The organism is Candidatus Villigracilis sp. (assembly GCF_057083605.1).
In genome coordinates this window covers 49,563-67,844 of sequence record NZ_JBXMTI010000114.1, presented here as the reverse complement: position 1 = coordinate 67,844, position 18,282 = coordinate 49,563, and the positions used below count along the sequence as shown (strand labels likewise).

The following is an 18,282-nucleotide window of genomic DNA, read 5'->3' as shown; positions in this document are numbered from 1 at the left end:
CTTCGGAAGTTTTCGTTGTTAAACCTTTGTGTCCTTCATGTTAAGAACATCATCTCGTCAACAAATCATCCACAGCCGCTGCCAACTCTCTCAAATTGCTGACCTTCAATACATCACTGCAAAGCGGCGCGTACTTTGGCATGTCGCTGTCACCGTGCCAAAGGTATGGGGGTTCGGGATTCAGCCAGATAGTCCGCGCGGCGCGGCGGCTCATCACAGAGAAAATATCCAAACGCGGGTCATAGTAATTATTGCGTCCATCACCGACGATGATCAGAGTCGTTTGCCCATTGAGTGTATCCATGTATTCGTTGTTGAAATCGTTGAGCGACCAGCCGAGATCGGTGTTGTAATGTCCGCTGGGCATCCGCCAAAGAACAGAAGCAATCGCTTCGTCCGCGTTTGAGCCGCTGAAATCCTCCGAGATCGATTCAAGATGGTCGATGAACGCAAAGGCGTGTGTCTTACGGACTTGTCCCTGCAAGGCGAAAAGAAAACTCAACATCAACTCCGAGCAAAATCGCATCGAAGTGCTGATATCGCAAATGACCACGATCTTCGGTTTGCGGACGCGGTCTTTATGTTTGATCTCCATCGGTACACCGTGATATTTGAGATTCGCTCGTATGGTTGCCTTCGGGTCGAGCTGTCCGCTTTTGGCATGTTTTTGTCGCAATGCAATTCGAGTACGCAGCGCGGCTGCGAGCCGCTTCACTTCATTCTGTAAAAGTTTTTTGTCCGCATCCGAAAGCGCGTGGAAGGGGCGGTTCATCAAGTTATCAATATTTTCCCCGCGCGGGCGCTCGCTTAAATTCTCGGCAATACGTTCGCCCGCAAATCGATTGATCTGTTCCTGCATACCCTGCATATTCTGCTGGATCATATTTCGGATCTGCTCGATACGCTCACGGCTCATGCCCATCTGCGCCAGTTGCTCCATCAACTTCCTCAACGCCTCGCGCACTTCGGGGAAGGCTAAAGCGCGCATCATACGCTCCGCCATCCATTTTTGATATTCGGGATTATCCACCTGATTCAATCCGACGAGTTGACCCAGCGCCTCCAACTCTGACCGAGATAGCTGCTCGCCATTCATCAGCCTTTCCATCCGCTGACGGAGTGACTCAGCAAACTGGCGCATCGCCTCCGCCCACATCTGGGCTTCCTCAGGGGTCATATCATCGGTAGGATTTCCGCCCATCATTGGCGGTTGACCAGTGCCAAAGAAGAGCGGAAATAATTTATCGAAGGTGGGAATATCTTTCAAGTCTTTGATCAAAGTGGCACGCAGAGACAAACGAAATTCCTCGCGGTCTTGAATCCCCATAATATCCACCGCCGAAAATGCCTCTGCGGATTCCGCAAGAGATACGCGCACCCCGCTCGCGCGTAATGCTGTAATTAATTGTAAGATACGAGATTCCATAATCTATATCCTCGTAGGGGCGAGGCTGCGTAGCGTCTCGCCTTAGGCGGGGAGACCCCGCCCCTACATAACCATCAATTCTTTTCTCAAATCCTCGTACGAACTCAAGCCGATTTTGGGTGTGATTTCATTCTGCCAGAGAATATCCATTTCCTGCTTAATATCCTCAGGCAGCGATAATTTTGCACCACCAACCTGCCCATTGCGCACTTTGGATAATTGACCGTCCATGGGTAGCCTCATTGCGACACTGCGTGCTTTGCGAATGATGTGATCTTCAAATTGCTCTTCGTGCGCCTGCATAAATTTGATATCTGACTGCCTCAAGACGATTTCTCGCAACTCACCATCAAGCGGAATGCCGATAAATTCTGCCACCCGTTCAATGGTCTGAGGCAGGTCCGCTTTCATGTTTTCATAGCACATTGGCAAAATGTTTTGATCCTTGCGCTGGTTCCAAAGTATTGTGATGTGTTTGTAGATGTCACTACGGGGTATGTAATGTTCTCTCGCAAAAGTTTCGATATCTATCGAGCCTTTCTCGAAGAAAAAATTTTCAAAAAAATGATAATGGGAAAGTAACGCATCCTTGGGGTCGCGCAGGATAACGATATATTTGCCGCCTTTTGGTACTTCATCCAGGGTGCTGTGTGTTTTGAAGGCGCGCGGATGGGCAACTTGCGGCGCGTAGATGTCGATGCCCGTATCGTGCGCCATGTTGATCCATGGAACGACGCGCGTAATTTCGTCAAAATCCATTGAACCGCGTGTTCGCAATCCATGTACGATCTGTTGCATCCAGGTTGTGCCGCATTTCGGAGGGGTGACGATGAATACGTCAGTGGGATCGGGTTTGTAATCAAGCCCGCGCTGCCATCCTTCAGGCGTAGCAAAGTTTGTCATGCGTTCCTGCATTTCCTGAATGGTAGTTGGGCGTGTGTAATATTCCTGTTTGTTCATCTTTGATTACCTCTAAAGTGTTTCATCAAGATGTTTGTTTTTAATTTCCAGAGAACCTTCCAAACTCATCATTGCTTCTTGGCTTCGGTGGTTGCGGAGGGGGAGCCATGATCTGTCGTTTCGCCTTTTGCAGATCGGCTTCGTGTTTGAGCAATACCGATAATGTATCTTCCAAAACATCCTTATCTAAATTGGATGCATTCAAGGCAACGAGTGCATTTGCCCAATCCAAAGTCTCGCTGATGGAGGGAGATTTGCGCATGTCCGCTTTGCGGAGCTTTTGCACAAACTCCACTGCTTGCTGGGCCAGTTTCGGATTCAAATCGGGTACTTTCAATCTCACTACTGCAAGTTCTTCACTTAAGGATGGATAGTCAATGAACAAATACAAACAGCGCCGCTTCAACGCTTCCGAAAGTTCGCGTGTGTTATTGGATGTCAGGATGACGAAGGGAATGTGTTTGGCAGACATTGTCCCTAACTCAGGTACGGATACCTGAAAGTCACTTAGCACTTCCAGCAGAAAAGCCTCGAACTCAGCATCCGCCCGGTCAATTTCATCGATTAACAATACGGTGGGCTGTTCGCTTAAGATTGCTTTCAACAATGGGCGCTGCAATAGGAAGCGTGATGAGAAGAAAACATCTTCTTCTTTGGCTAATTTGTCCGCCGCCTCTGAAAGTGAACCTGCCTGGCCTAAAGTGTCATTCAACTTGTCACGCAATAGTTGTGTATATAGCAATTGCTTTGAATACTCCCATTCATACAATGCCTTGGACTCGTCCAACCCCTCGTAACACTGCAAGCGGATCAACTCGCGTCCCGTTGCACCGGCAATGGCCTTGGCCAGTTCCGTCTTACCTACGCCTGCAGGACCTTCTGCCAGCAGCGGTTTGCCCAATTTCTGAGAGAGATAGACAATGGTCGAAATCTCATCCGATGCAATATATTTTTGTTTGGATAATTCTGATTTTACATTTTTGGTTGAGTCGAAGAGAGTTGTCATTATTAATATTTATCCTCTGGTGGTCCCGACGCCGGGCTCCAAGCTACTCGACCACCGACTTAATCTGCAATCCAAGCGTTTGATACACTTCCAAATTTGCCGTCAATTCCTTCTCCGGCGTGAACTGCTCCATGATCGTTTGACGTGCCGATCGGCCCAAATTCTTTCTTAAAACATCATCTGTGAATAATGTTTCGATCGCGGCGCTCAGCGCATCTACATTGTTTACGGGAATTATCATCCCATTATGGCGATCTTCAACCACATCTACAATCCCGCCAACGGGGGTGACGATGACCGGTTTTTCACATGCCATTGCCTCGAGAACCGCATTGGGCATCCCATCGCGCAACGAGGGATGGACAAAAAAATCAACGAGAGAATAATAAGCAGATGTGTCTTTATGTGAAATTATTCCAGTGACGATAATTTGGGGGTCAGGATTCGAGAGTTGGAATTCGTCGAAGGTTGCTTTATCTTCTCCAGAGCGCACTTCGCCAATTATTAGAAGGGTGGTGGGTCGTTTCTTGTTGACCTGCGCGTAGGCATTTAAGAGAGTTTTTAATCCCTTCTTCTCTCTCAACTCACCTGCGAAGCCAATCACAGCTTTCCTCTGGAGTCCGACAGCTTGCTGTCGGTTATCGAGGAGCAAGCTGTCGGACTCCAGAGAAATACCTAAAGCCTCCGCTAGTCCTGCATTCTTCGGCTTTGGTTTGAAGCAATTCACATCGATCCCATTTGGAATCAAAATAATTTCACGATCTACAAATGCTTTTGCTTTCTTCACCAACTCGCTTGCGTTGGTTGTCACAGCACTTGCATTTTGTAACGCATACATCACATGCGAAAATTTGGATGGGTCAAATGCAGCGCGTTCGACATCGTTGCCGCGGATGGAAACAACACTGGGGATGTTCAAATATTTTCCTGCGTAAGTAGCAACAAACCCTGCTTGTGGAAGAAAGTAGGCGTGAAGCACATCGAATGGGTCGCGCTTGTGTTCTTCAATGATGAGTTCAAACCAATCGACCAATGTATCGTCCACACGTTTGTGCGCGCCGAAGCGGGTGATGCTGATTCTGCCCAAGGGTAGAGTCCGCTTTTCGGAGGGTGGCAGGTTCGAGGTCGGGGCAAAGAGGCGGACTTCATGTCCAGCCGATGCAAGCAGGTGACCCAATCGTCCTGTTGAGATTGCAAGTCCGCCGATGTCTGGTGTATACTTTTCGGAAATTAATGCAATTTTCATGAGGTGGCTCAATGGCTGAAAAATGTGAAATGATTATTGGTTATCTTATTCCGCATCAGTGTGAGAATCCGTCGCTTGGCAAATGTATAAAGTGCGGGCGCGGATTTTGCGATGAACACACAACTGCAACGCCCTCGGGCCGCATGTGTTTGGCTTGCCAGCAGGGGCTGGATATGCCCGTGGCTTTGCCGATTGCCGCGGCGTTGTTCACGCCTTCTGATCTTGATTCTTTTGGCCGCTCAAGCAGGTTCAACGATAATGATGCTGACGACAGCGGCGATATGTTTTCTGATTTGAGTTAATTACTTGTCGTCATTGCGAGGAGGGTGTTCTTCCCGACGAAGCAATCCCCGCCACAATATTTGAGATTGCTTCAGGCGAAAAGCATCGCCCTCGCAATGACGAATGCTAATACGGACCAATCGTTTCCCAGATCTTTTTGTTCTCAACAATAAAATCGTCGCAGCGCTGACAGGGCTTTAGTGAAGGTGGATGCATTTTTAGGCGCACGGCCTGGTACGCACCGCCTTCCCAAATTTCCTTGAACGATTGTTTACGAATATCACCAAGCGGGGCGATCTGTTCGCGCGTCATGCAGCACACATATACAAGCCCATTGAAATCGATCAGGCTGTGCGTCCACGGGGCGAAGCAGGGATGCTTGCTATAGTAGCCGAATGCGTATCGGCCAGCGCGCCCCAGGCGGACCTCATTCTCATCTCTGCCAAATGGAAATGCATCTTCATCTGCGATATTCACGCCCAATTCCAGCGCGCGCTTCTCAATATGCGGTGCGATCTCTTCGTTGAACAGAGCGATGTCTTTTTTGCGCATCGAGAGATGTTCGCCACAATGGTCATCGACTGGGATTAAGTTGATTCCGTCCGCGCCGAGTTCGTGAGCCAGGTCAGGTAGCGTGGCGAGGCTGAAATAATTATTGCGGCTGACAACGGTGTTGATGCGGACGGTCAGCTTGCCTTTATGTGAATACTTGTTGAATAGCTCAACTGCTTTGGTGGTTAACTTGAACGAGCCTTCCACTCCGCGGATCTTCTCATGTGTCTTGCGGATGGGTGAATCAATCGAAACATTCACGCCGCGTAGACCTGCTTCAACCAATCGCTTGGCTTTGGCTTTATCAATTAATGTGCCGTTGGTTGTAAGTGTGACGCGCATACCTAACTGCGAAGCATGTTCAACCAGCTCGGGCAAGCGCGGCCTGAGCATTGGCTCCCCGCCCGAGAAATGGATTTTCTTGCAGCCGAGTTCGGCCAACTCCGAAATGGTCTCTTTGAATCGATCCATTGAAATGGGCGCTTCACGTGTCTCGCGCCAGTGCTTGCACATCTCGCATTTGAGATTGCATCCATAATTAACTTTGATCTTTACGTAAATGGGTTTATAGGCGCGGGCGTTCAACACAGCCTGACGCATTTCGTCTTTTTCTAATTCTATTTGTTCAAGGTTATACATGGCTAAAGTGTTTGTCTCGTAAAAGAATAATTAGAATTTAATCCAATTGTATCACTTGCGACCAGGCACAAAAGAAACCGCAAAGCCCTACAGTACCTATTTTGATTGCGCTATAGTCTTTGATATTTCGGCACAGAAATATCCACCAGTACAGCCGCCACAGTTTCATCCAGTAGATTCTCCTCAAACAAAATGGGGGCATTGCGTTCTTTAAGCGCAGTGGCAATATAGGCCTCGCTGATCTGTTTCAACGGCAAAGCCAAAATAGCGTTTGCCCTTCCCTTGCCGCCCTTTTGAGCGTCCTCCAAGGCAAGCGTACATATAGCCTGATGCGATAGACTCTCGCTGTTTGTCAACATGTGCTGTGCCAGAGCTGAGTCTGAAATGGTTGCCTCGAAAATTCGATAAACCCTGACTGTGTGAATTCCCTTCGCGTGGATATTTTCTGTTGGCGCTGCTTCATTCTCGACGACAGTTGCTATTGGCATGTGGATGTATTGCTCTGGCTTCAAGTTAACCTTTAGTGCGTCGGCGAATTCCTCGGCCAATTCGCGCGAAGGGTTGGTTTCGAGAATGGGATCGTCAACACGATTAAGATGTTCAACGCAAAAATCTCGAACTGCTGACCAGCTTGAAGGTCGAATAAAGATGCGGAAATCCTGTTCGGAGCGTGAGCGCTCGCTGTCAAAACGAAAATCCCCGATCTGGTCACGCAGCGCGGTCATGTCGAGAATGCGTATCGCTCCGCCGAAGGGCTGAGACTTTACTTCAATCTTAGCGTTACGCAGAGTTGCCTGGCGTTCCAGTGCCAGCATCAACTCGCCGTTTGTCGGATGATTGAAAACGACTCGCACCAGTGTAGCCACACTGACGCGCAAGCTTAGGTCTGGAGTCGCGCCAATGCCTGGGTTATGCTTCATTGGAGGCAAAGGCGATAGCTTGATCGATATTCATTGCCACGCCGGTCTTCTGTGCCTTTGCAAATTCATCAACCCCGAGTGCGGATTTCATCATCTCACGGTTGCGTTCCACTTCCACGCGGTCGGCGGGCCACCAGGCGCCGCCCGTGACTTTCAACAGCGACTCCGCCGCGCTGAGCAAGGTGGCGCCCCATACCGTTAGTCCCTGTTGCGCTTTCAAACCAGCCAGCCCAGCCAGGCATTCCGCAATGCCGCGTCGATTACCCAACTGTCTGAACATCGTCAGACTTTTTCTGAATTGGGATTCAGCCCGTTCGAAATCTTCTTCATGCTGGGCGATGTATCCCAAATTATGAACGAAGCGTGCTACATCACCGCGGTCGCCCATGGCGCGCAATAGTGACTCACATTCCTCATAGTATTTCCGTGCCAGGTCAAATTGACCTTGTGTGCGCGCCACCTCACCGAGATTGTTAAGCGCGAAGGAGATCAACCAGTTTTCGTTAATTACACGAGCTTTGGCAAGAGCTTCTTCATGATAAGCACGCGCCTGTTCTGGATTTCTCAAGCCAAGTTCGGCGTTGCCCAAGTGCACAAGTGTAAGCGCATGGAAATAAGGCTGATCAGTTTTCTTGAGAAATTGACTGGCTTGCTCCAACAATGGTTGCGCGTCGCCGTCCCTGCCCATGTTGATGAAAGCAATTCCATTTGACAGTTTTGTCATTGCCACCATACGGTCATCTTCCAGCGTTTGCACGATGGAGAGCATCTCCTGTAGCTTTGATAAAGCCATATCCTGCTTGCCCTGCCATAGCGCCATCATGCCGCTTGATCCAAGCGCTAATGCGCGGAGTGGAGGCGTATTTTGAACGTCCGGAACTGCCAGATATTTATCCGCCCATTCGAGGCCTTCCATGAAGTACCCGCGCCGATACCAAAACCAGAATAGCACAAAGACGAGACCCGTGCCAAGTTGAATGCCCTGCGGCGAAGATAGCCCCCAGCTTAAGGTTGCCCGAATATTATCGAGTTCCTGTTCGAACCAATTCAGCCAATGCGAAGAATTCGACGAGTAGATTTGAAGCCCTGCCTGATCGAGAATGATACTGCCGTAATATTGCGCATGTCCTGCATGTAAGGCATCCATTTCACCGCTCTCTGTAAGACGCTCAAGCGCGTAGGTGCGGATGGTTTCGAGCATTCCAAAGCGCGATTCGCCATCGGCTGTATCTTCCTGACGCAGCAAACTGTTGTTTATCAGAGATGTGAGACCTTCGAGGATATCGAGCTTGCCATCTGGATTGCATACCGCTTCGGCGGCTTCGAGTGTGAATCCGCCCACGAATACACTGAGGCGGGCATATAAAATTTTCTCATCCTCATGTAAAAGGTCATAACTCCATTCAAGTGTGTTGCGGAGCGTCTGATGACGCGTTGGCAGATCCCGCGCGCCGCCGGTCAGTAGTTTGAGTTTGTCATCCAAACGCGCCAGTATCGCTTGCGGCTGGAGGAGTTTGATGCGGGCGGCAGAGAGTTCAAGGGCAAGTGGCAGCCCATCGAGACGGCGGCAGATTTCGGCGACGGCGGAAGCGTTGTCATCCGTCAATGCGAAATCAGGATGGACTGCCTGTGCGCGTTCAACGAATAGGATGACGCATTCGTTCTCTGCCAGATTTTCTTTCGTCAACATATTTTCTGTTTGAGGCATATCCAATGGTGGGACTGGGAATCCGTGCTCGCCCTGTATGTTGAGCGCGATGCGGCTGCTGGTGATGATCTTCAACTGCGAGGCCGCCGCGAGGAGATCGGCCACGACTGGCGCGGTGGAGACCAGTTGCTCAAAGTTATCTAATACCAATAATAGGCGTTTGTCGCGCAGATAGTCTTTAACATTCTCGAGCAGGGGACGGCCACCTTCGCGAACTTCGAGCTGTTGGGCAACTCGGGAGATGAACTGATTGGCGTCTGTATCGTCAGCCAATGGGACAAAATAGACGCCATTGGGAAATTGGTCAAGCAATTCCTGTGCTACTTGCAAGCTTAGGCGTGTCTTGCCAGTGCCGCCAGGTCCTATAAGGGTAACCAGGCGAGTGTCTGCGAGTAGCAACAAATTTTTGATCGATGCGATTTGTGTTGTGCGCCCAATGAACGGAGTCGGTTGTGTGGGAAGGTTATGTTTTAGCTTCCGGACCTTTGAGGCGCCGGGCGACCCTGCACCTGATTGGTTCTCATCGTAGAGCAACTCCACGGTGCTTGGGAGCGGCAGCTTGAAAGTTGCGGCATAGCGTTTGAGATTGGCCGCAGCAAAGATCAACCCAGCCATTCGTTGTTCATCCGATAGACCAGGCTTATGACAATAACCCAACCCGGCGGCAACCCCAGCCAGCCAATATTGTCCCCATAGATCGTCATGCAGACTCGGATGATTCGCTTGAACCCATTCTGCAAATGCGCTTCGAGCGGACCCGATCACTGCACTCACACCCGACATCTCGATAGGCATCTTGTGCGGATCCGGGACATCTGCGACGGCCAGCAAGGTGAGAAAATTGATGCACTTCGCAAAAGATACTTGCGACATGGCATGCATTAAATAGGACATTTCCAAATAGCGCTGGTCATATAACAGAGGCATGTTCTCTTTGAACAGCGCAAAGTCGATCAGGTAATAGCCTTCAAGAGATTCTTTATCATCTGCAAATTTGACCAAAATGTTATTGGTATTCAGATCTCCGTGGATGAAACCTGTGGCAACATCCATGGCGCGGACCTTGCCCCACGGTTCAGGCCTGCGCGCATGGAGTAGTGGATTTGGAAAAACATGTCCGCTAATGAGGAAGCCCGCCACATCAGGGTTGACCCCGCAGGTCTCTTGCAGGAAGCGTTGCACGTTGCCGCCTTCATCCAGCCGAAAACCGAGCCATTTTTTCAATACCGTTTGGGGGTGAACGGCTTGTTCAAAAGTCGCATTGCCATTCCATTCATTCAGCAAAACAGTATTTGTTTCTGTAAAAAGGATTTTGAGTTGACTTTGCCGTTCATATTTTGATAAGGGCAGATATTTGAGCAGCGACTGACCGGCAATCCGATAAAAGATCGCGATAGCGCCTTCATGTTCGACGCGGTCAAAAACCAATTCAGCAATGTGATCGCGGGCAAACTCAGGCGTGGACTTGCTCATCACGGTATTGTGGCGTGTGACCTCATCCGATTTCGCAGACTTGCCTTTGCGATCCAGCTTCAGGATGCAATGCTCTACGCGTTTCGTATCGTTTGACGATACGCTGACAAGATAGACAACCGCGCCAGACCAGCCTCCAACCAATAGTTGAAGCGGCGCGACAATTATCTTGTATGTTTCCTGTGCCAGATGAATGACGTGTTGATATTCTTCGGGCAGGGATTGAAAATCGGTTGTCAATTCAGGCACAGTATTTAATCTCTTTTCACTAGTCAAATAAAACGTCAGATACGATTCTTGCGAAATGATAAAATACTCTGGTAGGGTGTTATACCGAATGATTCTGTAAAGTCCCATTGTGGGATAATGTCAATACAAATTATAACCTCGCCTCCGCTGATGGGCAATCAAGCACAGGATTTATTTTACTCACGTGCTTACAAGCAGGTTTACTTTTATTTATCGCCATGGCCATGCGGCAATACTTGAACACGATCATTTAGTGGAAGGAAAACAATGCGGTTTAAGGCAGATATAACTCTCTTAATAGTTTCCATCATCTGGGGTTCCGCCTTCGTGGCTCAGCGCGTTGCGGGGCAGATGGGAAGTGTTTATCAATTCAACGGAGCGCGTTATCTGCTGGCGGCGCTGGTGGTCTTGCCGTTTGCATTTCGTGTAGGTCGGATTGCCAATCCGACCTACCTGCCACGTGCGCAATACAAATGGATGTTCGTTGCGGGCTTCTTTTTGTTTATGGGGAGTGCATTGCAACAATTGGGGATGGTCTACACCACGGCTGGAAACGCTGGCTTCATTACTGCTTTGTATGTGGTGCTCGTTCCCATTGCGTTGTTCATTTTCTGGGGCGAAAAGCCGCATTGGTTGTCGATAGTTGCAGTTGTATTGGCCGGGGCGGGGGCATTTCTCCTTTCGACAGGTGGCAGGTTCGAGGTCCGCACCGGAGACGCGCTTGAATTGATCGGTGCATTGTTCTGGACGTTACACGTCATCGTGCTGGGTAAGTATGCATCCAAGTTTGAGGCGATGTCCTTTTCCCTCGGTCAACTGATCGTGTGCGGACTCCTGAACCTCGCTGTTGGTGTATTCGTCGAGCCGCTGATGTCATTTAGCTGGCCGTTAATGTTTGCAATTGCTTATACAGCAATTTTCTCACTTGGTTTATGTTACTCGCTTCAAGTCTGGGCACAGCGCCATACTCCTCCAGCAGATGCGGCTCTGATCCTGAGTCTCGAATCCGTTTTTGCTGTTCTGGCTGGCTGGTTATTGCTAAATGAGACGTTGGTTGCCATCCAAATTTTTGGTTGTGTGTTGATCTTCATTGCAGTTTTGCTGTCACAATTCAAGGAGTGGAGTCTACGGGGTACAATTGATTATGACCACACCGTGGAGGGCAGATGACCGCCATCGTAGTATTAAACCCTTACTCGAATCGTTGGAAGGCAAAGGCTCGCTGGCCTGAAGCTGAGGCTGCGCTCAAAGCCGCAGGTGTTGACTTTGAAGTGGTCGCCTCTGAGCGCAAGGGCGCGTTAGTTGCACTTGCTGAAGAAGCTGCACGCGCAGGGTTTTCGCCTGTTATCGCGGCGGGCGGAGATGGAACCATCGGCGAAGTCGTTAATGGCATGATCCGCGCAGTTGCCGGCTCGGTGGAATACCCGATTGGTCCGCTTGGAATTATCCCTCTCGGTTCAGCGAATGATCTGGTGGATAATCTCGGCATTCCAAGGGATTTGAGCGCAGCCGCCAAAACCATTGCGGCAGGTAAAACGGATTTGATCGATATCGGCAAATGCAATGACCGATATTTTGCGAACAATTCTGCGGCAGGTTTGGAACCCTACGTCTCCACCAAGCAGGAAAAAATCCATTGGATAAGAGGCGTACCTCGTTATCTTGTCGCTGCAATTCAAGGCATTATGGATAAGCCCGAGTGGCACTCAAAACTTGAATGGGATGGCGGTTCCTTTGAAGGCCCGATTTCGTTGATCTCAATTGGGAACGGGCCGCGCACAGGTGGTATCTTCTTTATGTCTCCACATGCCGACTTGCGCGATGGCAAGTTGACATTTTCTTATGGCTATCGCGGAACGCGTCTCGGATTATTTCAGGCCCTGCCTCGTGCGATGAAACCCGATAAAGGTAGTTTCGTCGAAATGGATGGCATGTACGAAGTCAACGCAACGCGCCTCTCCATTGAACTGGATAAGCCATCTCCTGCACACACAGACGGTGAATTATTTCCCGAATGGGTGAAAAGCTTGAAATACGAAATCTTCCCGCAACGGTTAAAAATCCTCCTGCCATAGTAATGTAAATACGGAAAGCTAAATACAAAAATTGCATACTCTATGGATGAATTCATGGTTACGAATTATCCAACACGCAGTTTCATCCTTCCTCAATGACTGAACCTCTCGATCTTTCCTTCCACCCCCTCACGCAAAAACTTTGGCGTGATTTTGAGCTATTGTTTGGTGATAACGGCGCTTGTGGTGGTTGCTGGTGTATGTTCTGGAAATTGCGCGGGAAAGACTTCAGCGAGAATACCGGCGACTCGACCAGGCAAATGCAAAAGTCCATTGTGGATGCGAAAATTGTCCCTGGCTTGCTGGCTTATTCCGAGGGTTATCCCGTTGGTTGGATCGCAGTCGAACCGCGCAGCGCTTATCCAAAACTTGCGCATTCGCGTGTGCTAAAACCAATCGATGATCAGGAAGTATGGTCTGTCACTTGTTTCTTTATTGAAAAGAAGCATCGCCAGCAAGGCATCGCAGTTGAATTGCTGAAAGCCGCAGTCGAATATGTAAAAGGTCGCGGCGGCAAAATTGTGGAAGGTTACCCCGTGGATTCGGAAGAGGTTCAGCCAGCGCCCTTTGTCTTTACCGGTACTGCATCGGCATTTATCAAAGCTGGGTTCAAGGAAGCTGCACGCAACTCGCCCACACGTCCCATCTTTCGTTACATTATTTCCTCTCCCTCCGGGGGAGGGCAGGGTGAGGGGCAATGACATTTCAACCTCCATCCAAATCCCTCACTTCGCGTGACTACATATTTATTGCGCTGGTTGTGATCCTGTTTTTGATCATCTCATCTGCATTGGTCTTTGCAAATCTCACTCTCACGGGCGGCGGAGATTTTTATGTCCATTGGGTTGGGAGTCGTTCTTTTCTTTTTGAAAAAATTGATCCATATAGCGGACAGGTCCCTGTACAGGTTCAGGAATTGGTTTATGGAGACTCAGCGAAGGCGGGCGATGAGACTTACATTCTGGATACACCCTTTCACATTCTCCTGCTCTATTTTCCTTTTTCGCTTCTCTCCAACCCTCAGCTTGCCCGGGCGATATTTACCTTAATCCTCGAACTGGCCTTGTTCACCCTTACCCTGCTAAGCCTGCGCCTCACAGACTGGGAAGCGCCGCGTTACTTTTGGGCTCTGTTTTTATTATTTTGTATTTTCAATTACTATTCTTTTCAAGCCATTCTTGAAGCAAGTCCCGTCTTATTGCTTGGCTTGATCTATGCAGGCATTTTGCTTGCCCTGCGCGCCGAGCAGGATGAACTTGCAGGCGCATTGATGGCTGTCTCTTTATACTATTGGGAAGTTGGCGCACCGTTTTTGTTCTTGGTCGCCTGGCGCGTTTACAGTGAAGGGCGCGCAAGAGTGTATGCAGGCTTTGGAATGCTTTTGCTTGTATTACTGGCCATTTCTTTTCTCTGGTATCCAAATTGGATCATCCCTTATCTGCGTGCCGGCATGAATAACCTGCGCGAAGATTTTGGCTTCTCGATCCACGAGGCTTTTGCCCGAATATTTCCAACTCAAAGCGACACTGTCACATGGATTTTTATCGGCATCCTGATTATTGCCCTCGGCTACGAATGGAGCGCGGCTCACAACGCAGACTATAGAAGATTCTATTGGGTTTGCTGCCTGTCACTTGCAGCTTCACCCTTGCTGGGCTTCCGCACAGAAATGGAACACCTCGCTGTATTAGTGATTCCACTAGCACTCATCTTCGCTGTTGTTTATGACCGTTGGCAGCGCTTCGGAACTTTTTTGACGATCCTGCTCCTATTGGCTGTTTTTATACTTCCCTGGGCTATGTATTTCTTTGCCCTGCCTCGCTTTGGTGACTTGACTCAGAACATCATCTTCCTCTTTCTTCCATTATTCACCGTCATCGGCTTATACTGGATCCGCTGGTGGGCGATTCGTCCTCCACGAGTCTGGAGCGACATGGTATCTCGTCAGTAGGATTCGTAATGTCATTTCGTGCTTACTTCCTTCTTTTTATATCTGGCTTGATTCTGCCTCTCATCATCGCACAATTTCAGCCTGCCCCAGGCTACCTTGATTCAGATTATTATTTTGCGGGTGGAATTCAACTTTTTAAAGGGAACGGCTTCACCGAACCCTACTTATGGAACTATCTTGACGGAACTACCTCCTTGCCACATCCATCACACACATACTGGATGCCTCTGGCTTCCATCATCTCTGCTTTGGGTATGTGGATGACGGGTGATGCCACTTATGCTTCGGCGCGATTGCCTTTCATCATTATTGCCGCTTTGGTTGTGCCTGTCACCGCGGCCTTCGCTTATTCATTTTCCAAAAAACGCGACCTTGCGATCATATCTGCACTATTAGCGATTTTTTCCATTTACAATGCGCCTTTCGTTGGCGTAACGGATAACTTTAGTCTCTTCATGTTGTTTGGTGGTCTGTATTTCATCTTTTCCACCAAGCTGATTGAAGACCCGTCCCGTCAACGATATTGGCTTTTCCTCGGCTTGTTGGCGGGGTTGTTCGCCTTATCCCGCACTGATGGGTTGCTTTGGCTTGGGCTCACATTCCTGTTCATTTTGTGGCGTGCCCCTAAGGACTCTTTTTCACGAATTACGAATTACACACTACGCAATTCCCTCATAGCTTTCCTCGGCTTTCTCTTCATCATGGCTCCCTGGTATGCGCGGAACTTAAATGCTTTCGGAACCATCATGGCTCCTGGTGGAAGCCGCGCTCTCTGGCTTGAAAACTATAACCAGACTTTTATCTATCCACCTGAAGAACTTAGCAAAGAATCCTTTCTGGCAATTGGTTGGGACAAAATCATTGCAGCCAGAATGTGGGCACTGGGCATCAACCTACAAAGCGGATTTGCTGCGCATGGCGGCATCATATTATTTCCGTTCATTATTGCAGGCATCATTTATTATCGTAAAGATGAGCGGGTAAAACTTGCTGGCATCGCCTGGTTGATCCTATTTCTTGTAATGACATTCATTTTTCCATTTGCCGGTGCGCGCGGAGCATTTTTTCATGCAGGCGCGGCCCTCCAACCCATGTGGTGGACTCTTGTGCCTTTGGGTCTTGATGAGATTCTACTGTCGTTGAGAAAACGCAACTGGGGCAACGACCAGACCAAAGTTATATTCCGAAGCGCGCTGGTCATGATCGCGATCATCCTCACGGCCTTTGTTGTCAATCTTCGTTTGTTCAGTTTGGGGTGGGGTGAGGGCGAGTCGAATTACCCTGCTGTGGAGCAATTCCTGCTCACGAATGGGATCAAGCCTGATGATGTTGTGATCGTGCGTAATGCACCGGGTTATTATCTTGAAACAGAACGTTCCGCAATTTCAATTCCATATGGCGGCGAAGATGCGATCCTTGCGGTTGCAGATCAATTCGATGCAGGTTATCTGGTGCTTGAACCGCAGGCTGCACTTTCGCAAATAAAAAGTTTGATGGAAAATCCGCAAGCGAATAACAATTTCATTTTTTTAGGCGAGGTCAATGGTTCACACATCTTCAAGATCGACCAATGAAATTTCACAACGTGATTTGATAATCATCGCATTCGCGGCGTTGTTGATCGCGCTTATCTATTTGCTTACAAGCCGCTTCACCTACGCAATTGGCTTCCCCCTCGATGATTCGTGGATTCATCAAACCTACGCGCGCAACCTAGCATTGAATGGCGAATGGGCATTTCGCAGCGGCATTCCATCCGCGGGCTCCACCTCGCCATTGTGGTCGGCGTTGCTTGCCATCGGTTTTTTGTTAAAACTTGGGCCATACATCTGGGCTTATTTCCTCGGCATCTTAACTTTATTCGCACTCGCAGTTCTATGTGAATGGGCAGCTCGCAAACTTGTGAATTCTTATCGCCCTCGTTTCCCATGGGTCGGCATTTTTATTGCACTAGAATGGCATCTCGTTTGGGCGGAGATGTCTGGCATGGAAACTTTACTGCATGGATTGATCGTCACAACTGTTCTCGTTTTGCTGATGACGAACTCGCCTCGCTACTTGACCCTGGGCCTGCTCACCGGTTTATCAGCCTGGGTTCGCCCCGACGGTTTGACTCTGCTCGGCCCCGCTCTGATGACGATTTTTTTCATCGAACAGGATACCCGCTCACGTCTGACAGCGATGCTACGTTACACCATTGGGTTCGGTTCTCTTTTTGGATTGTACTTATTATTTAACCTTGCCATTGGCGGCACGCCCATGCCAAATACTTTTTATGCAAAGCAAGCGGAATATGCATCCTGGCAAATGCTGCCAATTCTTGAGCGTCTTGGGCAAATGTCACTGCAATTGCTGGTGGGCCCAAGCCTGGTATTGATTCCCGGTGTTGTCGGTTGGCTGCTAAAGTCTATTCGGGAACGCATGTGGGGCAGCCTTGCCGCGCTGATCTGGTGCGCAGGTTACCTTTGGCTTTATATTTCACGTCTCCCTGTTTATCAACACGGGCGTTATCTCATGCCTGCCATGCCAATATTTTTCCTCTTTGGTTTATTGGCTTTTGCTGAATTTGATAGCGGTAAAATGTTCGCTCGTTATCATTGGGTGGCGCAAACATTCTGGCGCGGCAGCATTGCCATGCTCACTTTTGCATTTATCTTTCTTGGTGCGAATTCCTATGCACGGGATGTAGCGGTTATTGAAAGTGAAATGGTGGCTACGGCAAAATGGGTCTCTGAAAACCTGCCCGCCGATTCGACCATTGCTGCGCATGATATTGGCGCGCTCGGGTATTTTGATAACCATGAATTGATTGATCTTGCCGGTTTGATCTCGCCAGAAGTTATTCCATTCATCCGTGATGAACCGCGGCTAGTGGAATTTTTAAATGAAAAAGGCGCGGATTATTTAATCGCTTTTCCTGAGTTTTATCCTCTTTTGTCTGAAGAGGGGGAGCAAGTCTTCACAACGAATAGTGAAATCACCTTGAAATTCGAGCGGCAAAATATGGTTGTCTATCTGTGGAAAAGCCCTTAATGGGTTAAAATAGTAACGTTTCATAAAACCAACTTCCATAAAAGAGAGAATGGGCAAGGGATGAACCAGATAACACTACTGATCGTTGATGATCATCCATTATTCCGCCAGGGCGTTGTAGACGCTTTGTCGCTGGAACCAGACATGCGCATTATCGCCCAATCGGCCACCGGGGATGACGCGCTGGAGTTGATCCGCGCCAAGAAGCCGACGATTGCGGTTCTGGATGTCAACCTGCCCGGTATGAACGGTCAGCAAATTACCCATCAGGTATCTCAGGATAAATTAGGCACTCGTATCATACTGATGACTGGCTATGATGATGTAGAGCAGGCCATCCATGCTGCGCTTGCGGGCGCACATGGCTACTGTTCCAAGGATATCGAGCCGCAAACTCTTTCCCGAATTATTCGTGAAGTTGCGGAAGGGAAATATGTTTTTGCAGGTAATGTATTTACCCGACGTGAGTTGGAATTATGGGTGGAAGAAAGAATGGAAGGCGCGCGCCGCTCATACAGTGAGCCTGGCACGCCTTTTCACCCCCTCTCGGATCGTGAAATGGAAGTACTGGCTTGTGTGGTGCGCGGAATGAGCAATAAAGAGATCGCCACCATGTTGGGAATCAGCCATCAAACTGTCAAGAATCACGTCACTGCCATCTTGCGAAAATTCGGCGTCGAGGATCGTACCCAGGCTGTTGTGTATGCTTTGAAGCGTGGTTGGGTAACACTAAAAGACACCGATATGCGTCATCAGGAATGA

General features: G+C 49.0%; 15 protein-coding genes. 8 read left to right on the top strand and 7 right to left on the bottom strand.

Annotated elements, in window-relative coordinates; genetic code table 11:
• Positions 1 to 49 precede the first annotated feature (49 nt).
• The 4 genes from AC14M5_RS16905 to AC14M5_RS16890 all read right to left on the bottom strand — a co-directional run bounded on the left by AC14M5_RS16905 (position 50) and on the right by AC14M5_RS16890 (position 4,638).
• Positions 50 to 1,426, bottom strand: a complete 1,377-nt coding sequence (locus AC14M5_RS16905; RefSeq protein ID WP_484030868.1) for a vWA domain-containing protein — start codon at positions 1,424 to 1,426, stop codon at positions 50 to 52.
• 63 nt (positions 1,427 to 1,489) lie between these two features.
• Complete coding sequence (locus AC14M5_RS16900) at positions 1,490 to 2,386, bottom strand: sulfotransferase domain-containing protein (protein WP_484030867.1); 897 nt, start codon at positions 2,384 to 2,386, stop codon at positions 1,490 to 1,492.
• A 40-nt stretch (positions 2,387 to 2,426) separates the two neighbouring features.
• Positions 2,427 to 3,392, bottom strand: a complete 966-nt coding sequence (locus tag AC14M5_RS16895) for an AAA family ATPase (RefSeq protein WP_484030866.1) — start codon at positions 3,390 to 3,392, stop codon at positions 2,427 to 2,429.
• Positions 3,393 to 3,435: 43 nt separating this feature from the next.
• Positions 3,436 to 4,638 (bottom strand): glycosyltransferase family 4 protein, encoded by a 1,203-nt coding sequence (locus AC14M5_RS16890; RefSeq protein ID WP_484030865.1) that lies wholly within the window; start codon positions 4,636 to 4,638, stop codon positions 3,436 to 3,438.
• 11 nt (positions 4,639 to 4,649) lie between these two features.
• Here AC14M5_RS16890 and AC14M5_RS16885 point away from each other — a divergent pair, with 11 nt between their 5' ends.
• The gene (locus tag AC14M5_RS16885) at positions 4,650 to 4,940 is read left to right on the top strand and encodes a hypothetical protein (protein WP_484030864.1); all 291 of its coding nucleotides are present in this window, start codon (positions 4,650 to 4,652) and stop codon (positions 4,938 to 4,940) included.
• Positions 4,941 to 5,046: 106 nt separating this feature from the next.
• Here AC14M5_RS16885 and AC14M5_RS16880 read toward each other — a convergent pair whose 3' ends face one another.
• The 3 genes from AC14M5_RS16880 to AC14M5_RS16870 form a co-directional block, all read right to left on the bottom strand.
• Entirely contained in the window at positions 5,047 to 6,111 is a 1,065-nt protein-coding gene (locus AC14M5_RS16880) for a radical SAM/SPASM domain-containing protein (protein WP_484030863.1), read from the bottom strand.
• 110 nt (positions 6,112 to 6,221) lie between these two features.
• Positions 6,222 to 7,031, bottom strand: a complete 810-nt coding sequence (locus AC14M5_RS16875; RefSeq protein ID WP_484030862.1) for an SMODS-associated NUDIX domain-containing protein — start codon at positions 7,029 to 7,031, stop codon at positions 6,222 to 6,224.
• A complete protein-coding gene (locus AC14M5_RS16870; RefSeq protein ID WP_484030861.1) occupies positions 7,021 to 10,461 on the bottom strand; it encodes an ATP-binding protein in 3,441 nt (1,146 codons plus the stop codon). The genes AC14M5_RS16875 and AC14M5_RS16870 overlap by 11 nt, the downstream gene beginning before the upstream one ends.
• A 267-nt stretch (positions 10,462 to 10,728) precedes the next feature.
• Here AC14M5_RS16870 and AC14M5_RS16865 point away from each other — a divergent pair, with 267 nt between their 5' ends.
• The 7 genes from AC14M5_RS16865 to AC14M5_RS16835 all read left to right on the top strand — a co-directional run bounded on the left by AC14M5_RS16865 (position 10,729) and on the right by AC14M5_RS16835 (position 18,282).
• Positions 10,729 to 11,631, top strand: coding sequence for a DMT family transporter (locus AC14M5_RS16865; protein ID WP_484030860.1), 903 nt, complete (start codon positions 10,729 to 10,731; stop codon positions 11,629 to 11,631).
• On the top strand, positions 11,628 to 12,536 hold the full coding sequence (locus AC14M5_RS16860) for a diacylglycerol/lipid kinase family protein (RefSeq protein WP_484030859.1): 909 nt from the start codon (positions 11,628 to 11,630) through the stop codon (positions 12,534 to 12,536). The genes AC14M5_RS16865 and AC14M5_RS16860 overlap by 4 nt, the downstream gene beginning before the upstream one ends.
• Positions 12,537 to 12,631: 95 nt before the next feature.
• Positions 12,632 to 13,237 carry a GNAT family N-acetyltransferase gene (locus tag AC14M5_RS16855; RefSeq protein WP_484030858.1) on the top strand — a complete coding sequence of 202 codons (606 nt, stop codon included), beginning with the start codon at positions 12,632 to 12,634 and terminating at the stop codon, positions 13,235 to 13,237.
• Positions 13,234 to 14,487 carry a hypothetical protein gene (locus AC14M5_RS16850; protein WP_484030857.1) on the top strand — a complete coding sequence of 418 codons (1,254 nt, stop codon included), beginning with the start codon at positions 13,234 to 13,236 and terminating at the stop codon, positions 14,485 to 14,487. Before AC14M5_RS16855 ends, AC14M5_RS16850 begins: the two co-directional genes overlap by 4 nt.
• Positions 14,488 to 14,495: 8 nt before the next feature.
• The gene (locus AC14M5_RS16845; protein WP_484030856.1) at positions 14,496 to 16,061 is read left to right on the top strand and encodes a hypothetical protein; all 1,566 of its coding nucleotides are present in this window, start codon (positions 14,496 to 14,498) and stop codon (positions 16,059 to 16,061) included.
• Positions 16,030 to 17,520: a hypothetical protein gene (locus AC14M5_RS16840; protein WP_484030855.1), complete on the top strand. Its 1,491-nt coding sequence runs from the start codon at positions 16,030 to 16,032 to the stop codon at positions 17,518 to 17,520. The genes AC14M5_RS16845 and AC14M5_RS16840 overlap by 32 nt, the downstream gene beginning before the upstream one ends.
• 60 nt (positions 17,521 to 17,580) lie before the next feature.
• The gene (locus tag AC14M5_RS16835) at positions 17,581 to 18,282 is read left to right on the top strand and encodes a response regulator (protein ID WP_484030854.1); all 702 of its coding nucleotides are present in this window, start codon (positions 17,581 to 17,583) and stop codon (positions 18,280 to 18,282) included.